This window comes from Rhodoferax bucti (genome assembly GCF_005876985.1).
GTDB classification, from domain to species: Bacteria; Pseudomonadota; Gammaproteobacteria; order Burkholderiales; family Burkholderiaceae_C; genus Allorhodoferax; species Allorhodoferax bucti.
Map to the genome: position 1 here is coordinate 780,112 of NZ_VAHD01000001.1, position 15,711 is coordinate 795,822.

General features: G+C 62.5%; 16 protein-coding genes. 6 read left to right on the forward strand and 10 right to left on the reverse strand.

Going from position 1 to position 15,711, the window contains the following annotated elements; translation table 11 throughout:
• Window positions 1-3: 3 nt before the first annotated feature.
• From FDM28_RS03705 to FDM28_RS03750, 10 genes are all read right to left on the reverse strand, one after another.
• A complete protein-coding gene (locus tag FDM28_RS03705) occupies window positions 4-714 on the reverse strand; it encodes a GntR family transcriptional regulator (RefSeq protein WP_138513132.1) in 711 nt (236 codons plus the stop codon).
• Window positions 711-1,598, reverse strand: coding sequence for an ABC transporter permease (locus tag FDM28_RS03710; protein WP_138513134.1), 888 nt, complete (start codon window positions 1,596-1,598; stop codon window positions 711-713). Before FDM28_RS03710 ends, FDM28_RS03705 begins: the two co-directional genes overlap by 4 nt.
• The gene (locus tag FDM28_RS03715; RefSeq protein ID WP_138513136.1) at window positions 1,595-2,515 is read right to left on the reverse strand and encodes an ABC transporter permease; all 921 of its coding nucleotides are present in this window, start codon (window positions 2,513-2,515) and stop codon (window positions 1,595-1,597) included. The genes FDM28_RS03710 and FDM28_RS03715 overlap by 4 nt, the downstream gene beginning before the upstream one ends.
• A gap of 30 nt (window positions 2,516-2,545) precedes the next feature.
• Window positions 2,546-3,826 carry an ABC transporter substrate-binding protein gene (locus FDM28_RS03720; protein ID WP_138513138.1) on the reverse strand — a complete coding sequence of 427 codons (1,281 nt, stop codon included), beginning with the start codon at window positions 3,824-3,826 and terminating at the stop codon, window positions 2,546-2,548.
• Window positions 3,827-3,910: 84 nt separating this feature from the next.
• The gene (locus FDM28_RS03725; protein ID WP_138513140.1) at window positions 3,911-4,942 is read right to left on the reverse strand and encodes an ABC transporter ATP-binding protein; all 1,032 of its coding nucleotides are present in this window, start codon (window positions 4,940-4,942) and stop codon (window positions 3,911-3,913) included.
• Between the two features lie 219 nt (window positions 4,943-5,161).
• Entirely contained in the window at window positions 5,162-5,353 is a 192-nt protein-coding gene (locus FDM28_RS03730) for a YgaP family membrane protein (RefSeq protein ID WP_138513142.1), read from the reverse strand.
• 66 nt (window positions 5,354-5,419) lie between these two features.
• Window positions 5,420-6,094, reverse strand: coding sequence for a Crp/Fnr family transcriptional regulator (locus tag FDM28_RS03735; RefSeq protein ID WP_138513144.1), 675 nt, complete (start codon window positions 6,092-6,094; stop codon window positions 5,420-5,422).
• A 49-nt stretch (window positions 6,095-6,143) separates the two neighbouring features.
• The gene (gene cueR, locus FDM28_RS03740; protein WP_138513146.1) at window positions 6,144-6,605 is read right to left on the reverse strand and encodes a Cu(I)-responsive transcriptional regulator; all 462 of its coding nucleotides are present in this window, start codon (window positions 6,603-6,605) and stop codon (window positions 6,144-6,146) included.
• Window positions 6,589-6,786: a heavy-metal-associated domain-containing protein gene (locus FDM28_RS03745; protein ID WP_138513148.1), complete on the reverse strand. Its 198-nt coding sequence runs from the start codon at window positions 6,784-6,786 to the stop codon at window positions 6,589-6,591. Before FDM28_RS03745 ends, cueR begins: the two co-directional genes overlap by 17 nt.
• A gap of 54 nt (window positions 6,787-6,840) precedes the next feature.
• Complete coding sequence (locus FDM28_RS03750) at window positions 6,841-7,392, reverse strand: hypothetical protein (protein ID WP_138513150.1); 552 nt, start codon at window positions 7,390-7,392, stop codon at window positions 6,841-6,843.
• Window positions 7,393-7,614: 222 nt separating this feature from the next.
• Here FDM28_RS03750 and FDM28_RS03755 point away from each other — a divergent pair, with 222 nt between their 5' ends.
• The 6 genes from FDM28_RS03755 to FDM28_RS03780 all read left to right on the forward strand — a co-directional run bounded on the left by FDM28_RS03755 (window position 7,615) and on the right by FDM28_RS03780 (window position 15,672).
• On the forward strand, window positions 7,615-8,901 hold the full coding sequence (locus tag FDM28_RS03755) for a Fic family protein (protein WP_240791883.1): 1,287 nt from the start codon (window positions 7,615-7,617) through the stop codon (window positions 8,899-8,901).
• A gap of 49 nt (window positions 8,902-8,950) precedes the next feature.
• Window positions 8,951-9,880 carry a restriction endonuclease gene (locus FDM28_RS03760; protein ID WP_138513154.1) on the forward strand — a complete coding sequence of 310 codons (930 nt, stop codon included), beginning with the start codon at window positions 8,951-8,953 and terminating at the stop codon, window positions 9,878-9,880.
• Between the two features lie 33 nt (window positions 9,881-9,913).
• The gene (locus FDM28_RS03765; protein WP_138513157.1) at window positions 9,914-12,271 is read left to right on the forward strand and encodes a heavy metal translocating P-type ATPase; all 2,358 of its coding nucleotides are present in this window, start codon (window positions 9,914-9,916) and stop codon (window positions 12,269-12,271) included.
• An 87-nt stretch (window positions 12,272-12,358) separates the two neighbouring features.
• Window positions 12,359-12,697, forward strand: a complete 339-nt coding sequence (locus FDM28_RS03770; RefSeq protein WP_206021905.1) for a YnfA family protein — start codon at window positions 12,359-12,361, stop codon at window positions 12,695-12,697.
• 177 nt (window positions 12,698-12,874) lie between these two features.
• Complete coding sequence (locus FDM28_RS03775) at window positions 12,875-14,449, forward strand: methyl-accepting chemotaxis protein (protein ID WP_138513159.1); 1,575 nt, start codon at window positions 12,875-12,877, stop codon at window positions 14,447-14,449.
• An 11-nt stretch (window positions 14,450-14,460) separates the two neighbouring features.
• On the forward strand, window positions 14,461-15,672 hold the full coding sequence (locus tag FDM28_RS03780; RefSeq protein ID WP_240791884.1) for a YbfB/YjiJ family MFS transporter: 1,212 nt from the start codon (window positions 14,461-14,463) through the stop codon (window positions 15,670-15,672).
• Window positions 15,673-15,711: the final 39 nt, after the last annotated feature.

A 15,711-nucleotide genomic window follows, 5' to 3' on the forward strand; every position in this document is an offset into this window, starting at 1 on the left:
GTATCAGGGCGCCGGTGGTGTGCCGAACAGCGACAGAAGGTCGGGGGCATCGTCGGCAGATTCGGTGAAATGCAGCTGTTGCTCCAGCTGCTCCAGGTGTTCGCGCATCAGGCGGGCTGCTTCCCGCGGGTCGCGCAGGCGGATGGCGTCCAGCAGGGCGCGGTGCTCCTGGCAGCCACACGAGGTGGCCTCGGTTTTGGCCTGGGCGTGGTTGTCGCTGTAGGTCATCAAAATCAAGGAGGTGCGCGACACCAGCTCCCGCAGGATGCGCCCCAGCGTCTGGTGGTCGGACGCATTGGCAATGTGCAGGTGAAAGTCGCCGGAGAGACGGATGGCGCGGCGCATGTCGCCGCTGGCGCGCGCGGCTTCTTCCTCGTTGATGCACTGGGTGAGCACGGCAATGTCGTCTGCCGTGGCGCTGGCGATGAAGCATTCGATGAGCGTGGGCTCGATCATGCGGCGCACCTCAAACACTTCGCGTGCTTCTTTCTCCGTGGGCTGCGCCACCATGGCACCCCGGTTGGGCGTGAGGGTGACGATTTGCTCATTGGCCAGGCGCACCAGCACCGGGCGGACGCGGGTGCGCGAGACACCGAAGGCACTGGCCAGCTTTTCTTCAATCAGCTTGGTGCCGGGGGGCAGGCGGTGATCGAGGATGGTGGCCACCATGCGCTCGTAAATCTCGTTTTCCGTCAGTGCAACAAATTCGCTCATGTGTCCCGCTTTGCGTGCTGGCGCTTGGCCAGAAGAGAGGACAAGCCCACCGCCAATCCCATGACGAGAAACGATACCACCATGGTCACTGTGCCCAGGGCGTAAATGGAGGGCGTGGTGACGGTGGTGGTAAGCCCCTGCAACTCCAGCGGCAAGGTGTTCACATCACCAATGGCCTGGGAGGTGCGGGCGATTTCGTCCCAGCTCAGGGTGAAGCCGAACATGCCGATACCCACCACCGACGGCGCGATCAGCGGCAGCACCACATGGCGGAAGGTTTGCCACGGGGTGGCACCGAGGTCGCGCGCCGCCTCTTCATAAGCGGGGTTGAAGCGGTTGAAGATGGCAAACATGATGAGCAGGCCAAAAGGCAACGTCCAGGTCAGGTGGGCGCCGAGGGCCGAGGTGTAAATGCCCAGGGCGGTGCCGTAGTTCTCCAGCACGCCGTCCATGCCCAAGCTTTCCAGCACCTTTTTGACGCCGCCATCGAGCAGGCGGAACTCCAGGCCGATGCCCAGCGACACGATGATGGACGGCATGATGAGGCTGGCGACGACAGTAAAAAACAGCACATTCGCAAAGCGCAATTTTTTGCGGAAGGCCAGGCCCGCCAGCACGGAGAGCACGATGGTGAGCGCCATCACGGTCAGGCCCAGACCCAGCGAGCGTTGCAGCGCGGCGGTAATGTCCACCACGCCCAGCCCTTCGGCCAGTTTGCTAAACCAGTGTAAGGAGACGCCTCGCATGGGAAAGGTCAGCCCGCCTTCAGGCCCCTGAAAGCTCAGTACCACGATGACGAACATGGGGCCGTAGAGAAACAGCACATAGGCGGCGAAGAACGCGGCCAGCAGCCAGAAGGCGGGGGGGCGTTTGTCGGAGTTCATAGTTCCTTCCGAATGTCGACCATGCGGGTCAGCGCCCAGATGATCATCAAGACAATGGCCAACAGCACCACGGCATTGGCCGCCGCAAGCGGGAACTGCAGGTAAGACGTCTGCACCTGGATGATCTTGCCCACCGATGCGATCTGCTGCCCGCCCATGACGCCGATGGTGACGAAGTCGCCCATCACGATGGTGATGACGAAGATGGAGCCGATGATGATGCCGGTGCGGCACAAGGGAATGATCACGTTCCACAAGGTTTGCCAAGCGCTGGCACCGCTGTCGCTGGCGGCCTCGATCAAGCTGCGGTCAATGCGCATCATGCTGTTGAAGATGGGCACGATCATGAAGGTCGTGAACAGGTGCACAAAAGCCAGCACCACCGAGAAATTAGAGAACAGCAGCCACTCGATGGGCTGGTCGACCATGCCGTAACCCACCAAAAAATCATTCACCAAGCCATTGCGCCCCAGAAGCGGCACCCAGGCAATCATGCGGATCACGTTGGACGTCCAGAACGGAATGGTGCAGAGCACGAACAGCACGACCTGCACACCGCTGGACTGGACGTGGAAGGCCAGAAAGTACGACACCGTGAAGCCGATCACCAGCGTCAGTGCCCACACCAGCAAACAGAACTTGAAGGTGGACAGGTAGGTCTTCAGGGTGACGCACAGGTCGCCCGACTCGTTGCGCGAGAGGCAACCGTCAAACACCGCGACATAGTTCTTGAAGGTGAAGCCGGGCAACATCTCGTACTGGTTGTAGTCCCAGAAACTCACCATCAGCACCAGGGCCAATGGAATTAAAAAGAAGAGCGCAAACACCGTGGTGAGCGGCAAGGCCTGCCACCAGGCCGCAAGTGTGCGGCCCGGGGCAGATGCCGCCGGAAGTGAAGGTGTTGAAGGTGCGCTCATGGTGTTTTCACTTCTCTAGGTAGCAGTTGGTTACGCTGCGACGAACTCGTTCCACTTCTGGACCATGTAGGCGTTCTCGTCCATCACGGCGTTCCAGCAGGCGATACCGCCCATGCGGGCTTCGTAGCTGCCGCCGTCGCGCACTTCGCCCTTCTTCGCCAGCACATCGCCATTGGGGCTCTTGATGTCCTGGGTGGCAGGCTTGCCTTCCATCCAGTAGGCCCATTCGTAGGCTTCCATTTTGGCTTTGGCGGTGTCCAGCACAGCGCTGTAATAGCCTTGGCGGTTGAGGTAGGCACCAGCCCAGCCGTCCAGGAACCAGTTGATGAACTCATAGGCGCCGTCCAGCTTTTTGCCCGACAAGGTGGCGGGAATGCCAAAGCCGGAAGCCCAGGCGCGATAGCCCTCTTTGAGTGGCTGGAAGGTGCAGGCAATGCCCTTGGTGCGCACGGCCGTGACCGCAGGGCTCCACATGGACTGGATCACCACTTCGCCCGAGGCCATCAGGTTCACAGACTCGTTGAAGTCTTTCCACAGGCTGCGGAACTGGCCTTGCTTTTTGGCTTCAATCAGCGTCTTGATGGTGAGATCAATTTCCTTCTTGGTCATGTTGCCCTTGTCGGGGTACTTGTAGATGCCCATGGCTTCCACCACCATGGCGGCGTCCATGATGCCGATGGACGGGATGTTCAGAATGGCGGCCTTGCCCTTGAACTCGGGGTTCAGCAGCTCGGCCCAGGAGGAGATGGGGCGCTTGATCAGGTCGGGGCGGATGCCCAGCGTGTCGGCGTTGTACACAGTGGGGATCAAGCTCATGTACTGCGTGGGGCTCTTGGCGAACACCTTGCTCTTTTCGCCTTCCAGGAAGATGGTCTTCTTGGGGGCGGTGCCCTGGTCGCCCACGGCCTTGCCGGCCACCATGCCGGTGGTGAACAGGGTGGTGATCTTGTCGGCGTTCTTGATGCGCTTGGTGTCGATGCCCTTCAGGTTGCCGGTGGGCACGATGTTTTTGAGCGAGAAGTACTCGGTGTCAATCAGGTCAAAGCTGTTGGGTGCGGTGACGGCGCGCTTGGTCACGTCGTCGGTGGTTACGGCCACGTACTGGATCTTGATGCCGGTGTCTTTTTCAAACTTCTCTGCAATCGCCTTGTCCTGGTTCACCGCAGTGCCCAGGTAGCGCAACACGATTTTTTCCTGGGCGTGCACGGCCGGGAAGATGCCTGCGGCCAGGATGCCGGCAGTGCCTTTGAGCAAGCTGCGGCGTTGCACGGGGGCAGCGGTGGAGAGGGTGTCTTTCAGATCGTCAGCCATGAGAAAACTCCTAGAGGTTGCGGAGGGTTTGAAAACTTCTTGCGAAGACAGGGGGAAACGGGGCGGGTGTCCAGCGGGTGGCGTTCAGCGGGGCAGCGGATGTGCGGCCTCGGGCGTCCAGCGCAGTTGCACGGTCTCGCCCACGGCATAGGGCCGCGCGGCAAAGGTGGACTCGGACAACATCACCGACAGCTCGGCGGTGGTGGAGGCGGTGACCGAGGTGCCGGGGTTTTGCAGGCCCAGCAGCACGTAGGTGCCCTGGTATTCCACATCGGTGATGAGTGCCATCTTGGTGTGGGGTGCGTCCGGCACCGCCTGGTCGGCCGGAAGCACTTGCAGGTGGTCGGTGCGCACACCGACCTTGCCTTCGGGCGTGGTGATGACGTTGTGGCCACCCATGAAGCGGGCAACGAACTCACTGGCCGGCCGGTTGTAGACCTCGTGCGGGCTGCCCACTTGCTCGATGACGCCGTGGTTCATCACCACCATGGTGTCGGCCAGGGCCATGGCTTCTTCCTGGCTGTGGGTGACGTGGATGAAGGTCAGGCCCAACTCCTTTTGCCAGCGGCGCAGCTCGGCACGCATCTGGATGCGCAGGAAGGGGTCGAGTGCAGACAGAGGCTCGTCCAGCAGCAGCACGCGTGGCTGGGTGATCAGGGCGCGGGCCAGGGCCACGCGCTGTTGCTGGCCGCCGGAGAGTTCTGCGGGTTTGCGTGCTGCCAGGTGGCCCATGGCTACGCGTTCCAGCAGGTCCTGCGCCTTGGCCTGGCGCTCGGCCTTGGCCACGCCCTTCATCTTGAGGCTGAAGGCCACGTTGTCCACCGCGCTCAGGTGGGGAAAGAGCGCGAAGCTCTGGAACATCATGGCCGTGCCGCGCTCGGCGGCGGGCAGGTCGGTGATGTTGCGGTTCTCCAGCAGGATGTCGCCGTCAGACGCCGACTCGTGCCCCGCAATCATGCGCAGCGTGGTGCTCTTGCCGCAGCCCGAAGGGCCGAGCAGGCAGCAGTAGCTGCCGCTGGCAATGCGCAGGTGGATGCTGTCCACAGCGGGCTTGCCCTGGGCATAGCGCTTGGTGAGCCCGATGACTTCGATGGCGGCAGGTGCGTTGGCGTTCATGCCAAGCCTTTACGCAAAGCGCGTGCCAGCTTTGTACACAATGTTTTTCAAGAATTGTGTACAAAATGCACCGGCTTTGTGCAACTCGCATCACCGGATTTGCAATCCGGTGCGCGGCTTTGGTGCAGGCGCTGCCTTAGCCTGCGCCTTGTTTATGGTTCAAATCAGGTGCTAGCGCTCGTGGAATAAGCGCGAACAGCTCCTGATTTGATAGCGATATCAGTGTTTAACCGCGCAGGTGCTGAAGCCGAAGATGGCATACGGCGGGCACCAGCCCAGCAGGCCGGTGGCCAGGGGCACGGTGCCCAGCCATCCCCACCAGCCCACCGTACCGGTGGCGGCCAAGCCGACGAGCACGGCGCCAGCGCCGATGCGGATGATGCGGTCGATACCGCCAACGTTTGCTTTCATGGAATCACTCCTTGGTTGGGTTGGAGTGATTGGGCGCTTTGTGGCGCCTTGTGTCTGTGACTTAGGTCACGCAGCGCGAGCGGCAGGGCCCGGTGAGCCGCCGCCGGCCAGCGTACGCAAGGCTTGGCTGTTGAGGATGTGGATGTGCTCCCGGCCCAAGGTGAGCCAACCCTCGCGCTCAAAGCGGCGCAGCAGACGGGTGATGATTTCGCGCACCGTGCCCAGCTCGTCGGCCAGCGTCTGGTGCGAGAGGTGCAAATCCTGGCCGCGGCCCAGCAAGGCGTTGGCCAGGCGCTGGTCCAGTTTTTGGAAGGCCACCGCGTCGATCAGGCTGGTCAGGTCGGCCATGCGCTCGGCAAACAGGCCCAGCACCAGGTCGCGGAAGGCGGGCGCCTCCAGCCAGCGGGTAAAGGTCGCGGGGCTGATGAGCACAAGCTCACTCTCTTTGGTGCTCACGCCGTGGGCACTCAGCGCCTGGCTGCGAAACAGCGATGCACTGCTCACCAGACACAACTCCCCGGGCACCACGCGGTACAGCTCCAGGTGCCGCCCGTCGCCGGACTGGCGCGCCACCCGCACCTCGCCGCGCAGCACCAGCGGAAAGCCCTGGCAGGGCCGCCCTTCAGCAAACAGCTCGGTACCCGCCGGCACGGTGAAGCCCCGGCCCTCCGGCCCGAGCGCCGCCAGGGTGGGCGACACATGGGCCAATGCGGGGTACAGATCGAGGGTGGCGGTGGACATGGTGGGTGGTGTTTTGCGGCTCTAGCGTTCGTGCAATATGCGCAAGCAGCTATGAATTTGATAGTGAAATGCTGCCGCCCGCCAAGTCGTCAAGGATGGGGCAGTCCGGCCGCTCATCGCCATGGCAGCAGTGCAGCAGGGTGGACAGCGTGCGCTGCATCGCCTGCATGGCGGCAATGCGCTCGCTCAGCTCGTCCATGTGTTTCTGCGCAATCTTTTTGACGTGGGCGCTCGCCCGGCGCTTGTTTTGCCACAGGCCGACCAGCTCGCCGATCTCGGCCATGGAGAAACCCAGATCGCGGCAGCGCTTGATGAAACGCAGGGTGTGCACATCGGCCGCGCTGTACAGCCGGTAGCCGCTCTCGGTGCGCGCCACCGCGCCCAGCAAGCCCAGCGACTCGTAGTGCCGCAGCATCTTGGCCGAGACGCCGCTTTGCTTGGCGGCCTCGCCGATGTTGACGGGCTGCGTGTTGGCCCCCACGCTTGCCAGGGGTTCAGGCCGCGACGGCATAGCCCTCTTCGGCAATCGCTTTGGCAAGGGTTTCGCGGGCTTGGGTGGATTCGACTTCCACCTTGTTCTGGCTGCGGTCGATCTTCACTTGGGCTTGAGGGTCCGCGTCCTGAATCGCGCGGGTCACGGCCTTTTCGCAATGGCCGCAGGTCATGCCGGTGACGGTAAAGGTTTGGTTCATAAGGGCTCCTGGTTGGTCGATGAGCGCATTGTGAACCTTGCCATGGTGGGAGGGTCAAGCCCTGTGCATCAATACCATGGCGAACAAAGCCACCCCCACGATGACGGCGGCGACCAGGGCCATCAGCCCCACGCGGCGGAGCAAGCCACCCAGCCATGGGAGCACCTGCGGTGCGTCTTGCAGTTTGGCGCCACCGAGCAGGGCAAAGCTCAGCAACCAGCAGTAATACCCCGGCTGCGCCAGCAACCCTGTGGAATGCAGTGGCAGCATGGCAGAGCCCGCCCACGGCACCCCTACCAGGATGTTGACGACAAAAAAGACTGCCCACACCCCCAGCGAAGGGTTGCGGGGCGTGGCAGTGCGGCGAAGCGGGTGCCAGGCCTCGGCGATGAACAAAGCGTTGCTCAGCAGGCTGGCGATTGCCAATGCGGAGTAGGGCAACAGCAGCACCGCCATGGGCAGATAAGCAAGCCCCATTCCGATTAGCACGAAGCCGGGCTCGGTGCTCCCGCCTTTCAGCTGGAGGGTTGGCAGCACAAAACTCAGCAGCCACAGTGCCAGGGCGGCGTGGCGCAGTTGGCGATTTGAGGGGCGGAAACCTGGCATGGACCGATTGTGCCGCCTTCGTGCTTGTGCGCCATACGGCTTGGCGCAATAATGGCGCAATTCATAATGAATGCGCCAGTAAATATGCCAATGAATGCGCCAACTCCTATCTTTGCTGCTGCCGATGTGGTTCGGCTAGTGACCCAAAGCGCCACCGGTTTAGGTATGGACGCCTTGTGCGCGGCCTTTCCTTCTGTACCTAGGCGCACTTTGCAGCGACACATGGCCGCTCTAGTGCGGGAGCAAAAGCTGGTGCTCAGCGGCAAGGGCCGCGGCGCGCGGTATGTGGTGCCCACTGAAAAAGCAGTGACAACGCCTCACGTTTACGTGCCGTTTTCGGTGCAAGAGCCGGGCGCTGATTACCCCACCGAGGCGTATGTGCCCACGTCACCCGAGGGCGAAGCCATCAAGGCCTATGTGCGTCAGCCACGCCACCTGCGCAAACCTGTGGGCTACCAGCAGGCGTTTTTGGAGGCCTATGTTCCCAATGTCACTGCCTACCTGCCACCCGAGTTGCGCGCCCAATTGCATGCGCTGGGCCAGTCGCCCGCCGCACACACCCCAGCCGGTACGTTTGCGCGTGACATCCTGAACCGCCTGTTGATTGATTTGTCGTGGGCCTCGTCGCGCCTGGAGGGCAATACTTACAGCCGCTTGGACACCGAGCGCCTGATTGCCCAAGGCCAGGTCGCCGAGGGCAAGGATGCGGTAGAGACCCAGATGATCTTGAATCACAAAGAGGCCATCGAGTACCTGGTGCACAACCCCGAGCGCGCCCGCCTGACGCCCGACACCGTGATTGCGCTGCATGCTTTTTTGTCCGATGGACTGATGGCGGACCCGATGGCGGAGGGCCGCTTGCGGCAGCGAGCGGTTGGCATTGGGGGGAGCGTGTATTTGCCTCTGGCCTCGCCGCAAGGTGTGCAAGACATTTTCGGCTTCGTGCTGGAAATGGCCACCGAGATTGAAGACCCTTTCGAGCAAGCCTTCTTTTTGATGGTGCACCTGCCGTATTTGCAGCCGTTTGAGGATGTGAACAAACGCGTCTCGCGGTTGGCGGCGAATATCCCGTTCATCCGCCACAACCTGTGTCCGTTGTCCTTCATCGACGTGCCCCAACAAGCCTATGTGGACGCCATGCTGGGCGTGTACGAACTCAACCAGGTGGAGCTGTTGCGGGACGTGTTTGTGTGGGCGTATGGGCGCTCCTGCCAGCAGTATGTGTCCGTCCAGCAAAACATTGGGCAGCCGGATATGTTCCGTTTGCGCTACCGGCGCCCATTGGGCGAGGTGGTCGCGCAGATGGTGCGCGCCATGGAGCCTGCGGCCGAGGTGTTTGTGCAAAAGCGCGTGCCAGTGGAGGTAGCACAAGCAGATCGGGCGGGTTTTATTGCGCTGGTGCTGGCCGAACTGAAGGCGCTACACGCCGGTAAGGCGGTGCGCTTTGGGCTGAGGCTGTTGGAGGTGGAGGGGTGGCTGACTTTGCACTATGACGCTAGTGCTCGATAAGTAAGATCACGGCACAACATTCTCAAATTTCAGAACCCGGGAGCTAGCGATGACGGTGCCAACTTATGACAAATTTATAGAGCCTTTACTGAGGTACCTGGCCCTGAACCCGGAGGGTGTCACCGCGAAATTAGCCCATGACCAAGCAGCATTCGCTTTGGGTCTAAGTGATGAAGAGCGGCAAGAAATGTTGCCGAGCGGTGCCCAGCTTATTTATAAAAATCGCGCGGCTTGGGCGCATGACCGGCTTAAGCGGGCAGGACTTTCAGCAAGTCCCAAAAGAGGTGTTTGGAAAATTACAGCAGAGGGCTTGAAGTTTGTTGAGCAACATCCTGAGCCATTTGCCCCTCAGTTGGCGGAAGAGCTTGCGATGGGTTTTATTGCTGTTAAGTTAAAACAGAGCACGGTCAACATGTCGCTTGGAGTGGCAAATACAACGCCGCCAGTTGTGACGCCAGTGATTGCAAGCCCTGACGATAGGTTAGAGCATGCAATTGAGGAGTTGCGGCAATCGGCGGAAGCAGAGCTTTTAGAGTCGTTAGCGGGTGTTTCACCATCCTATTTTGAGACGATTGTTTTGGACTTGCTGCACCGAATGGGATACGGTGCCAGTCGGTCTGACTTACAGCGAGTTGGCGGTTCGGGTGATGGTGGTATCGACGGGGTTATCTCTCTGGATCGGCTGGGTTTGGAAAAGGTCTATGTTCAAGCGAAGCGTTGGCAGAGCAATGTTGGGCGACCAGAATTGCAGGCGTTTTTTGGTGCACTAGCAGGACAAAAAGCGAAAAAGGGTGTTTTCATCACGACATCTGCATATACCGCCCAAGCCGAGCAGTTCGCGAAGTCTGTAGAAGGCATTGTGCTGATTGACGGCATTAGATTGGCGAGCTTGCTGATTGAGTGTGAGCTTGGTGTTACTTCCAGAACGGTAAAGATTCCTAAATTGGATATCGACTATTTCGACGAAGACACTGCTTGACCTTCCCACCATGGCAAGGCCTAAGCTTGCGCCATGACCGCTGAAAACCTCACTGAAAACACCACCTCGATCAACACCACCAGCACCATCGATATCGGCATTGGCGGCATGACCTGCGCATCGTGTGTGATGCGTGTGGAAAAAGCTCTCAAGAAGGTGCCCGGCGTGGACAGCGCCACGGTGAACCTGGCCACTGAGTCTGCCCGCATCGCGGTGCACGACGCTGGCATGGAAGCCCGTTTACGCCGCGCGGTGCGGGACGCGGGCTACGAACCCTTGGCGCCTAGCGCGGCGATTGATGCAGTGGATGCCTCGCCATGGGCGGGTTTCGGGCCGGTGGGCATGGGCTTGGCGCTCTGTGCGCCTCTGGTACTGCCCATGGTCGGTGACCTTTTTGGCAAAGACTGGATGCTGCCTGCGCTGTGGCAGTTTTTGCTGGCCACGCCGGTGCAGTTCATCCTGGGTGCGCGTTTTTACAAAGCTGGTTGGCACGCGCTGCTGGCGCGCACCGGCAATATGGATTTGCTCGTGGCGCTGGGCACCACCGCGGGATGGGCTTTGTCCATGTGGTTGTGGCTGACTGCCTCTGACCACAGCGCGCATGGCATGCCTGCCATGGAGCCACACCTCTACTTTGAGGGCAGCGCCGTGGTGGTGACGCTGGTGCTGTTGGGCAAGTGGCTGGAGGCCCGCGCCAAGCGGCAGACGACGGCTGCCATTCGCGCCCTGCACAGCCTGCGGCCGGACACGGCGCACCTGATGGGCCGCGATGGCGAAGTGGATGTGCCCGTGGCCGAGGTATTGGTGGGCGACAAAATTGTGGTCAAACCCGGCGAGCGCTTTCCCGTAGACGGCACGCTGCTGGAGGGCCGCACGCAGGTGGACGAATCCATGCTGACCGGCGAACCGCTGCCCGTGACCAAAGACGTGGGCGCCAAGCTCACGGGCGGCAGCATCAATGGCGAAGGCCGCGTGGTGCTGCAGGTGCGCGCGGTGGGGGTGGACACGGTGCTCTCCAGCATCATCCGCCTGGTGGAAGACGCGCAGGCCGCCAAAGCGCCCATCCAGCGGCTGGTGGACCAGGTGAGCGCGGTGTTTGTGCCGGTGGTGCTGGTGATTGCGCTGGTCACGCTGCTGGGCTGGTATTTCACCGGCCACAGCTTTGAGGTGGCGCTGATCCATGCGGTGGCGGTGCTGGTGATTGCCTGCCCCTGCGCGCTGGGTTTGGCCACGCCGGCTGCCATCATGGCGGGCACCGGGGTAGCGGCCAAGTTTGGCATCCTGATCAAAGACGCGCAGGCGCTGGAGGTGGCGCACACCGTCAATGTGGTGGCCTTCGATAAAACCGGCACCCTCACCGTAGGCCAACCCCGCCTGACCGCTTTGGTGCCCGTGGGCCAGACCGATGACGAAGCACTGGCCTTGGCTGCTGGGTTGCAAAGCGGTAGCGAGCACCCGCTGGCCCGCGCCGTGTTGCAGGCGGCCAAAGACAAAGCACTCACCGTAACCGCACCCACCGATGTGCAAGCAGTGGCCGGCCGGGGCACCCAAGGCAAAGTGGGGGGGCAGACCTTGTTGCTGGGCAGCTTGCGCTGGATGGCGGAGCTGGGCGTAGACATGGCGCCAGTCGCGGCGCAGGCGGCGGATTTGCAGATGAGCGGCGCCACGGTGTCGGCCATGGCAGAGCAACAAGCCGGTGGCTTAAAACTGCTGGCCCTGCTCGCATTTGCCGACGAGCCCAAGCTCGGCGCCAAGGAAGCGTTGGCCACCCTGAAGGCGCGTGGCATCCAGACCGTGATGATCTCCGGCGACAACCGTGGCGCGGCGCAAGCCATGGCCAAGCGCCTGGGTCTGGATGCCAAAGATGTGCTGGCCGAGGTGTTGCCTGCCGACAAGGCCGCGAAGGTGTTGGAGCTGAAGGCAGGTCGAGGCGTTTTGCCGCCGGGCCGCCCCAAGGCAAAACAGCCCCACGGCCATGCAAAACCATGGTCCCTTCCCCGGTTTGGGGCAGCGGCGGAGCGTGGGGGCGTCGCATTCGTGGGCGACGGCGTGAACGATGCGCCTGCGCTGGCGGCGGCCGATGTGGGCATGGCCATGGCCAACCCCAACGGCGGCGGCACTGATGTGGCCATGCATGCCGCCGGCATCACCCTCATGCGGGGCGACCCGCTGCTGGTGGCGGCTGCGTTGGACATCAGCCGTCGCACGGTGTCCAAGATCCGGCAAAACCTGTTCTGGGCCTTTGCCTACAACGCGGCCGGCATTCCGCTGGCGGCGCTGGGTTACCTGAGCCCGGTGGTGGCCGGTGCGGCCATGGCACTGAGTTCGGTGAGCGTGATGACCAACGCCCTGTTGCTCAAGCGCTGGACGCCAGAGCAGGGTGGCAAGTAAGCGGGTGATTAGCCGTCAAAAGTGCCTCTAGCGCAGGTGGCGTGTGCACGAGTAGCTCCTAAAATGGGAGCAAACCCCAAGGCACCCATGAACCACCTGTTGCTCACCACCGGCCTTTACGTACTTACCGCCGTAGCGGAAATCGTGGGGTGCTACCTGCCCTGGCTCTGGTTGCAGCAACGCGCACCGGTGTGGGTGCTGTTGCCGGCGGCAGCGTCATTGGTTCTGTTCGTGTGGCTGCTTACCCTGCACCCCGCCGCCAGCGGCCGGGTGTATGCGGCGTATGGGGGCGTTTACATCAGCACCGCGCTGGTCTGGTTGTGGGTGGTGGACGGCATTCGCCCCACGGCGTGGGACTGCGCCGGTGCCGCTTTGGCGCTGGCCGGCATGGCGGTGATGGTGCTGGCGCCACGCACCGGGACATGACGCAAGTCAAGGCGCGGCGGGCGGGTCTGTGGGATTCTCGGGCCCCCTGCGTCGTTGGAAGTCGTGGGAATAGAGGGGGCACTACGGCGGTTTTGCCTTGCATTGTTGCTTGTACAGCCCTTTAGACTCTGAAAGAATGGCCCATCCTGAACTGGGCCCACCCCGAGGAATACAAGAATGAACACAATGTCTTTGATGCGGCAATTCACCATTCGCCTGCGTATGTTGGGCGCCATTGCGATGGTGCTGACCCTGTTGGGCATGCTGGGCATAGGCGGCTTGTGGGGCATGGCCAAAATCCAGGACCAGAGCGATGCCTTTCTGGACAACTCGTTTGCCGAGATGCAGTACCTGGGCCGCCTGCAAGAGGCCATGAGCACGGTACGCGAGGCCGAGAAGGACATGATCATCCAGTACGAGCGGCCTGAAGAGGTGGAAAAGGCTTACACCCGCTGGAAATCGCACCTGGCCGAGGTGGACGTGATTGCCGGCCATTTTCTGGAAGGCGAGGAAGACACCGACAACCCGGTGGTGCGCCAGATGCAAGCCGACTTGAAGGAGTACGTGAAACTCTTTGAGCCGGTGGCGAACCAGCTCAAATCCAGCGGCTACGAGTCAGCCACCATTGCCAACCGCATGAGCCAGAAGGCTTTGGCCCAGGTGGAAAAGGTGATGAAGGGCATGAAGTCCCTCGAAGGCGTGCTGCAGGACGAAGCCAACAACGCGGTGAACGACCAGCACAAGGTCAGCGGCGTCATCAAGTGGTTGTTTATTGCGGCGCTGGCCGTGGCCACGCTGGTGGTGGTGCCGCTCACCATCCTGAACATGAACTCCATCTGCCAGCCGCTGGAGCGTGCGCGGCTGCTGGCGCAGGCGATTGCGGGGGGCGATTTGTCGCAGCACATTGAGGTGCATGGCAAAGACGAGGTGGCCGACTTGCAGCAGGCCCAAAAAGCCATGCAAGAAGGCTTGAGCGCGCTGGTGTCGCAAGTGCGCAATGCCAGCGAAAGCGTGGCCACTGCCAGCCAGGAAATTGCCTCCGGCAACCAGGATTTGTCCTTGCGCACCGAGAAATCGGCCAGCAGCGTGCAAGACACCGTGGGCTCGCTCGCCGACCTGACCGAAAACGTGCAACAAACCGCCCACGCTGCCCAAACCGCACGCCAGCTCTCGGACTCCGCCTTCACCCTCGCCGCCCGCGGCGGCCAGGTGGTGACGCAGGCGGTGGGCAGCATGCACGAGATTGCAGCCAGCAGCAGCAAGATCAACGACATCATCGGCCTGATCGACTCCATCGCCTTCCAGACCAACATTCTGGCGCTCAATGCGGCGGTGGAAGCCGCCCGCGCCGGTGAGCAGGGGCGGGGCTTTGCGGTGGTGGCCTCCGAGGTGCGCATGCTGGCCAAGCGCTCGGCGGCGGCGGCCCAGGAAATCAAGGGCCTGGTCACCAGCAGCGTGCATGCGGTGGACGGTGGCGTGAAACTGGTGGAAGAGGCCGGTGCCGCCATGAAAGAAATGGTCGACGGCGTGCAGCGCGTGGGCCAGATCATTGGCGAGATTTCGTCTTCTGCCACCGAACAATCCAGCGGCATTGCGCAGGTGAACCAGTCGGTGGGCCTCATTGACCAGGCCACCCAGCAAAACGCGGCGCTGGTGGAACAGAGCGCAGCGGCTGCCCAAGGCTTGCGCGAGCAGGCCGATGCGCTGGCCCAGGTGGTGCGCCAGTTCCGCCTGCAGGGCAGCGCGGCCTGAGCCCGCGCCCCGTGGCGCCGCAAGCGTCTACGCCCCAACTGGCCATCGATGCGCAGGCCTGGGGCCTGGCTTTGGCCCTCTCGCTGGGGGCGGCCGTGTCGCTGGGCATTACCCGGTTCGCCTACGGCTTGCTTTTGCCGGCCATGCGTACCGACCTGGGCTGGAGCTACACCCTGGCGGGTGCCATGAACACGGCCAATGCGCTGGGTTACTTCATCGGCGCTTTGCTCACTCCCCGCTTGCTGCGCAGCCGGGGGCCCGGTGAGTTGTTGTGGGGCGGCGCGTTGCTGGCCACCGCGTTCATGGCCTTGAGCGGCTTTTTTACCGATGCCACAGCCTTGCTGGTACAGCGTTTGCTGGCTGGTGTGGCCAGTGCGCTGGTGTTTGTGGCCGGCGGGCTGCTGGCGGCCCGCCTGGGCGCACGCTACCCGCGGCACAGCGGTTTGTTGCTGGGCATGTACTACGGCGGCACCGGCTTGGGCATTGTGGCCAGTGCGGTGCTGGTGCCGTGGTTGCTGGAGCGCTTTGCGGCACAGCTCCATGGCTGGCAATGGTCCTGGTGGGCGCTGGCACTGGCCTGCGGGTTGGGCACGGCCGTGCTGGTGTGGCCGGCGCGGGTGATGGCGCGCTGGGCTTTGCCGGCTGCGGGTGCCGCCACCGCCGGGCCGCAGCAGTTTCATTGGACGGACTTCCGCTATGGCTTGGCGGGGTACACGCTGTTCGGGGTGGGTTACATCGGCTACATGACCTTTGTGGTGGCGCTCTTGCGCTCGCAAGGCACGTCGGCGGCGGCGGTGACGCTGTTTTACGCCCTGCTGGGCGTGGCGGTGTGCGCCTCCAGCCGCATCTGGGCGGGCCTGCTGGACCGTCACCGCAACGGCCGACCGCTGGCCACGCTGAATGCCTTGCTGGGCGTAGCCACCATCCTGCCGGCCCTCACCCAGTGGTGGCCGGTGGTGCTGGCTTCGGGGCTGTTGTTCGGGGCGGTGTTTTTGTCGGTGGTGGCGTCCACCACGGCGCTGGTGCGGCACAACCTGCCGCCGGTTGCCTGGGCGGCGGGCATCAGCGCCTTCACCACCGTGTTTGCCGCCGGCCAGATCGTCGGGCCCACGGTGGTGGGCTGGATTGCCGATGGCCCCGGCGGTTTGGCCCGCGGTTTGGTGTTTTCGGCATGCGCCCTGTGGCTGGGTGCGGCGCTGGCTACACGTCAAAAAGCACTCTAGCGCTCGTACAGCAAGCGCAAGTAGCTATTGATTTCATAG

What these genes read in the sequence shown, in the direction of transcription:
- FDM28_RS03705 (WP_138513132.1), bottom strand. Translation starts at nt 714, where the DNA reads ATGAGCGAATTTGTTGCACTGACGGAAAACGAGATTTACGAGCGCATG.
- FDM28_RS03710 (WP_138513134.1), bottom strand. Translation starts at nt 1,598, where the DNA reads ATGAACTCCGACAAACGCCCCCCCGCCTTCTGGCTGCTGGCCGCGTTC.
- FDM28_RS03715 (WP_138513136.1), bottom strand. Translation starts at nt 2,515, where the DNA reads ATGAGCGCACCTTCAACACCTTCACTTCCGGCGGCATCTGCCCCGGGC.
- FDM28_RS03720 (WP_138513138.1), bottom strand. Translation starts at nt 3,826, where the DNA reads ATGGCTGACGATCTGAAAGACACCCTCTCCACCGCTGCCCCCGTGCAA.
- FDM28_RS03725 (WP_138513140.1), bottom strand. Translation starts at nt 4,942, where the DNA reads ATGAACGCCAACGCACCTGCCGCCATCGAAGTCATCGGGCTCACCAAG.
- FDM28_RS03730 (WP_138513142.1), bottom strand. Translation starts at nt 5,353, where the DNA reads ATGAAAGCAAACGTTGGCGGTATCGACCGCATCATCCGCATCGGCGCT.
- FDM28_RS03735 (WP_138513144.1), bottom strand. Translation starts at nt 6,094, where the DNA reads ATGTCCACCGCCACCCTCGATCTGTACCCCGCATTGGCCCATGTGTCG.
- cueR (WP_138513146.1), bottom strand. Translation starts at nt 6,605, where the DNA reads ATGCCGTCGCGGCCTGAACCCCTGGCAAGCGTGGGGGCCAACACGCAG.
- FDM28_RS03745 (WP_138513148.1), bottom strand. Translation starts at nt 6,786, where the DNA reads ATGAACCAAACCTTTACCGTCACCGGCATGACCTGCGGCCATTGCGAA.
- FDM28_RS03750 (WP_138513150.1), bottom strand. Translation starts at nt 7,392, where the DNA reads ATGCCAGGTTTCCGCCCCTCAAATCGCCAACTGCGCCACGCCGCCCTG.
- FDM28_RS03755 (WP_240791883.1), top strand. Translation starts at nt 7,615, where the DNA reads ATGGCCGCTCTAGTGCGGGAGCAAAAGCTGGTGCTCAGCGGCAAGGGC.
- FDM28_RS03760 (WP_138513154.1), top strand. Translation starts at nt 8,951, where the DNA reads ATGACGGTGCCAACTTATGACAAATTTATAGAGCCTTTACTGAGGTAC.
- FDM28_RS03765 (WP_138513157.1), top strand. Translation starts at nt 9,914, where the DNA reads ATGACCGCTGAAAACCTCACTGAAAACACCACCTCGATCAACACCACC.
- FDM28_RS03770 (WP_206021905.1), top strand. Translation starts at nt 12,359, where the DNA reads ATGAACCACCTGTTGCTCACCACCGGCCTTTACGTACTTACCGCCGTA.
- FDM28_RS03775 (WP_138513159.1), top strand. Translation starts at nt 12,875, where the DNA reads ATGAACACAATGTCTTTGATGCGGCAATTCACCATTCGCCTGCGTATG.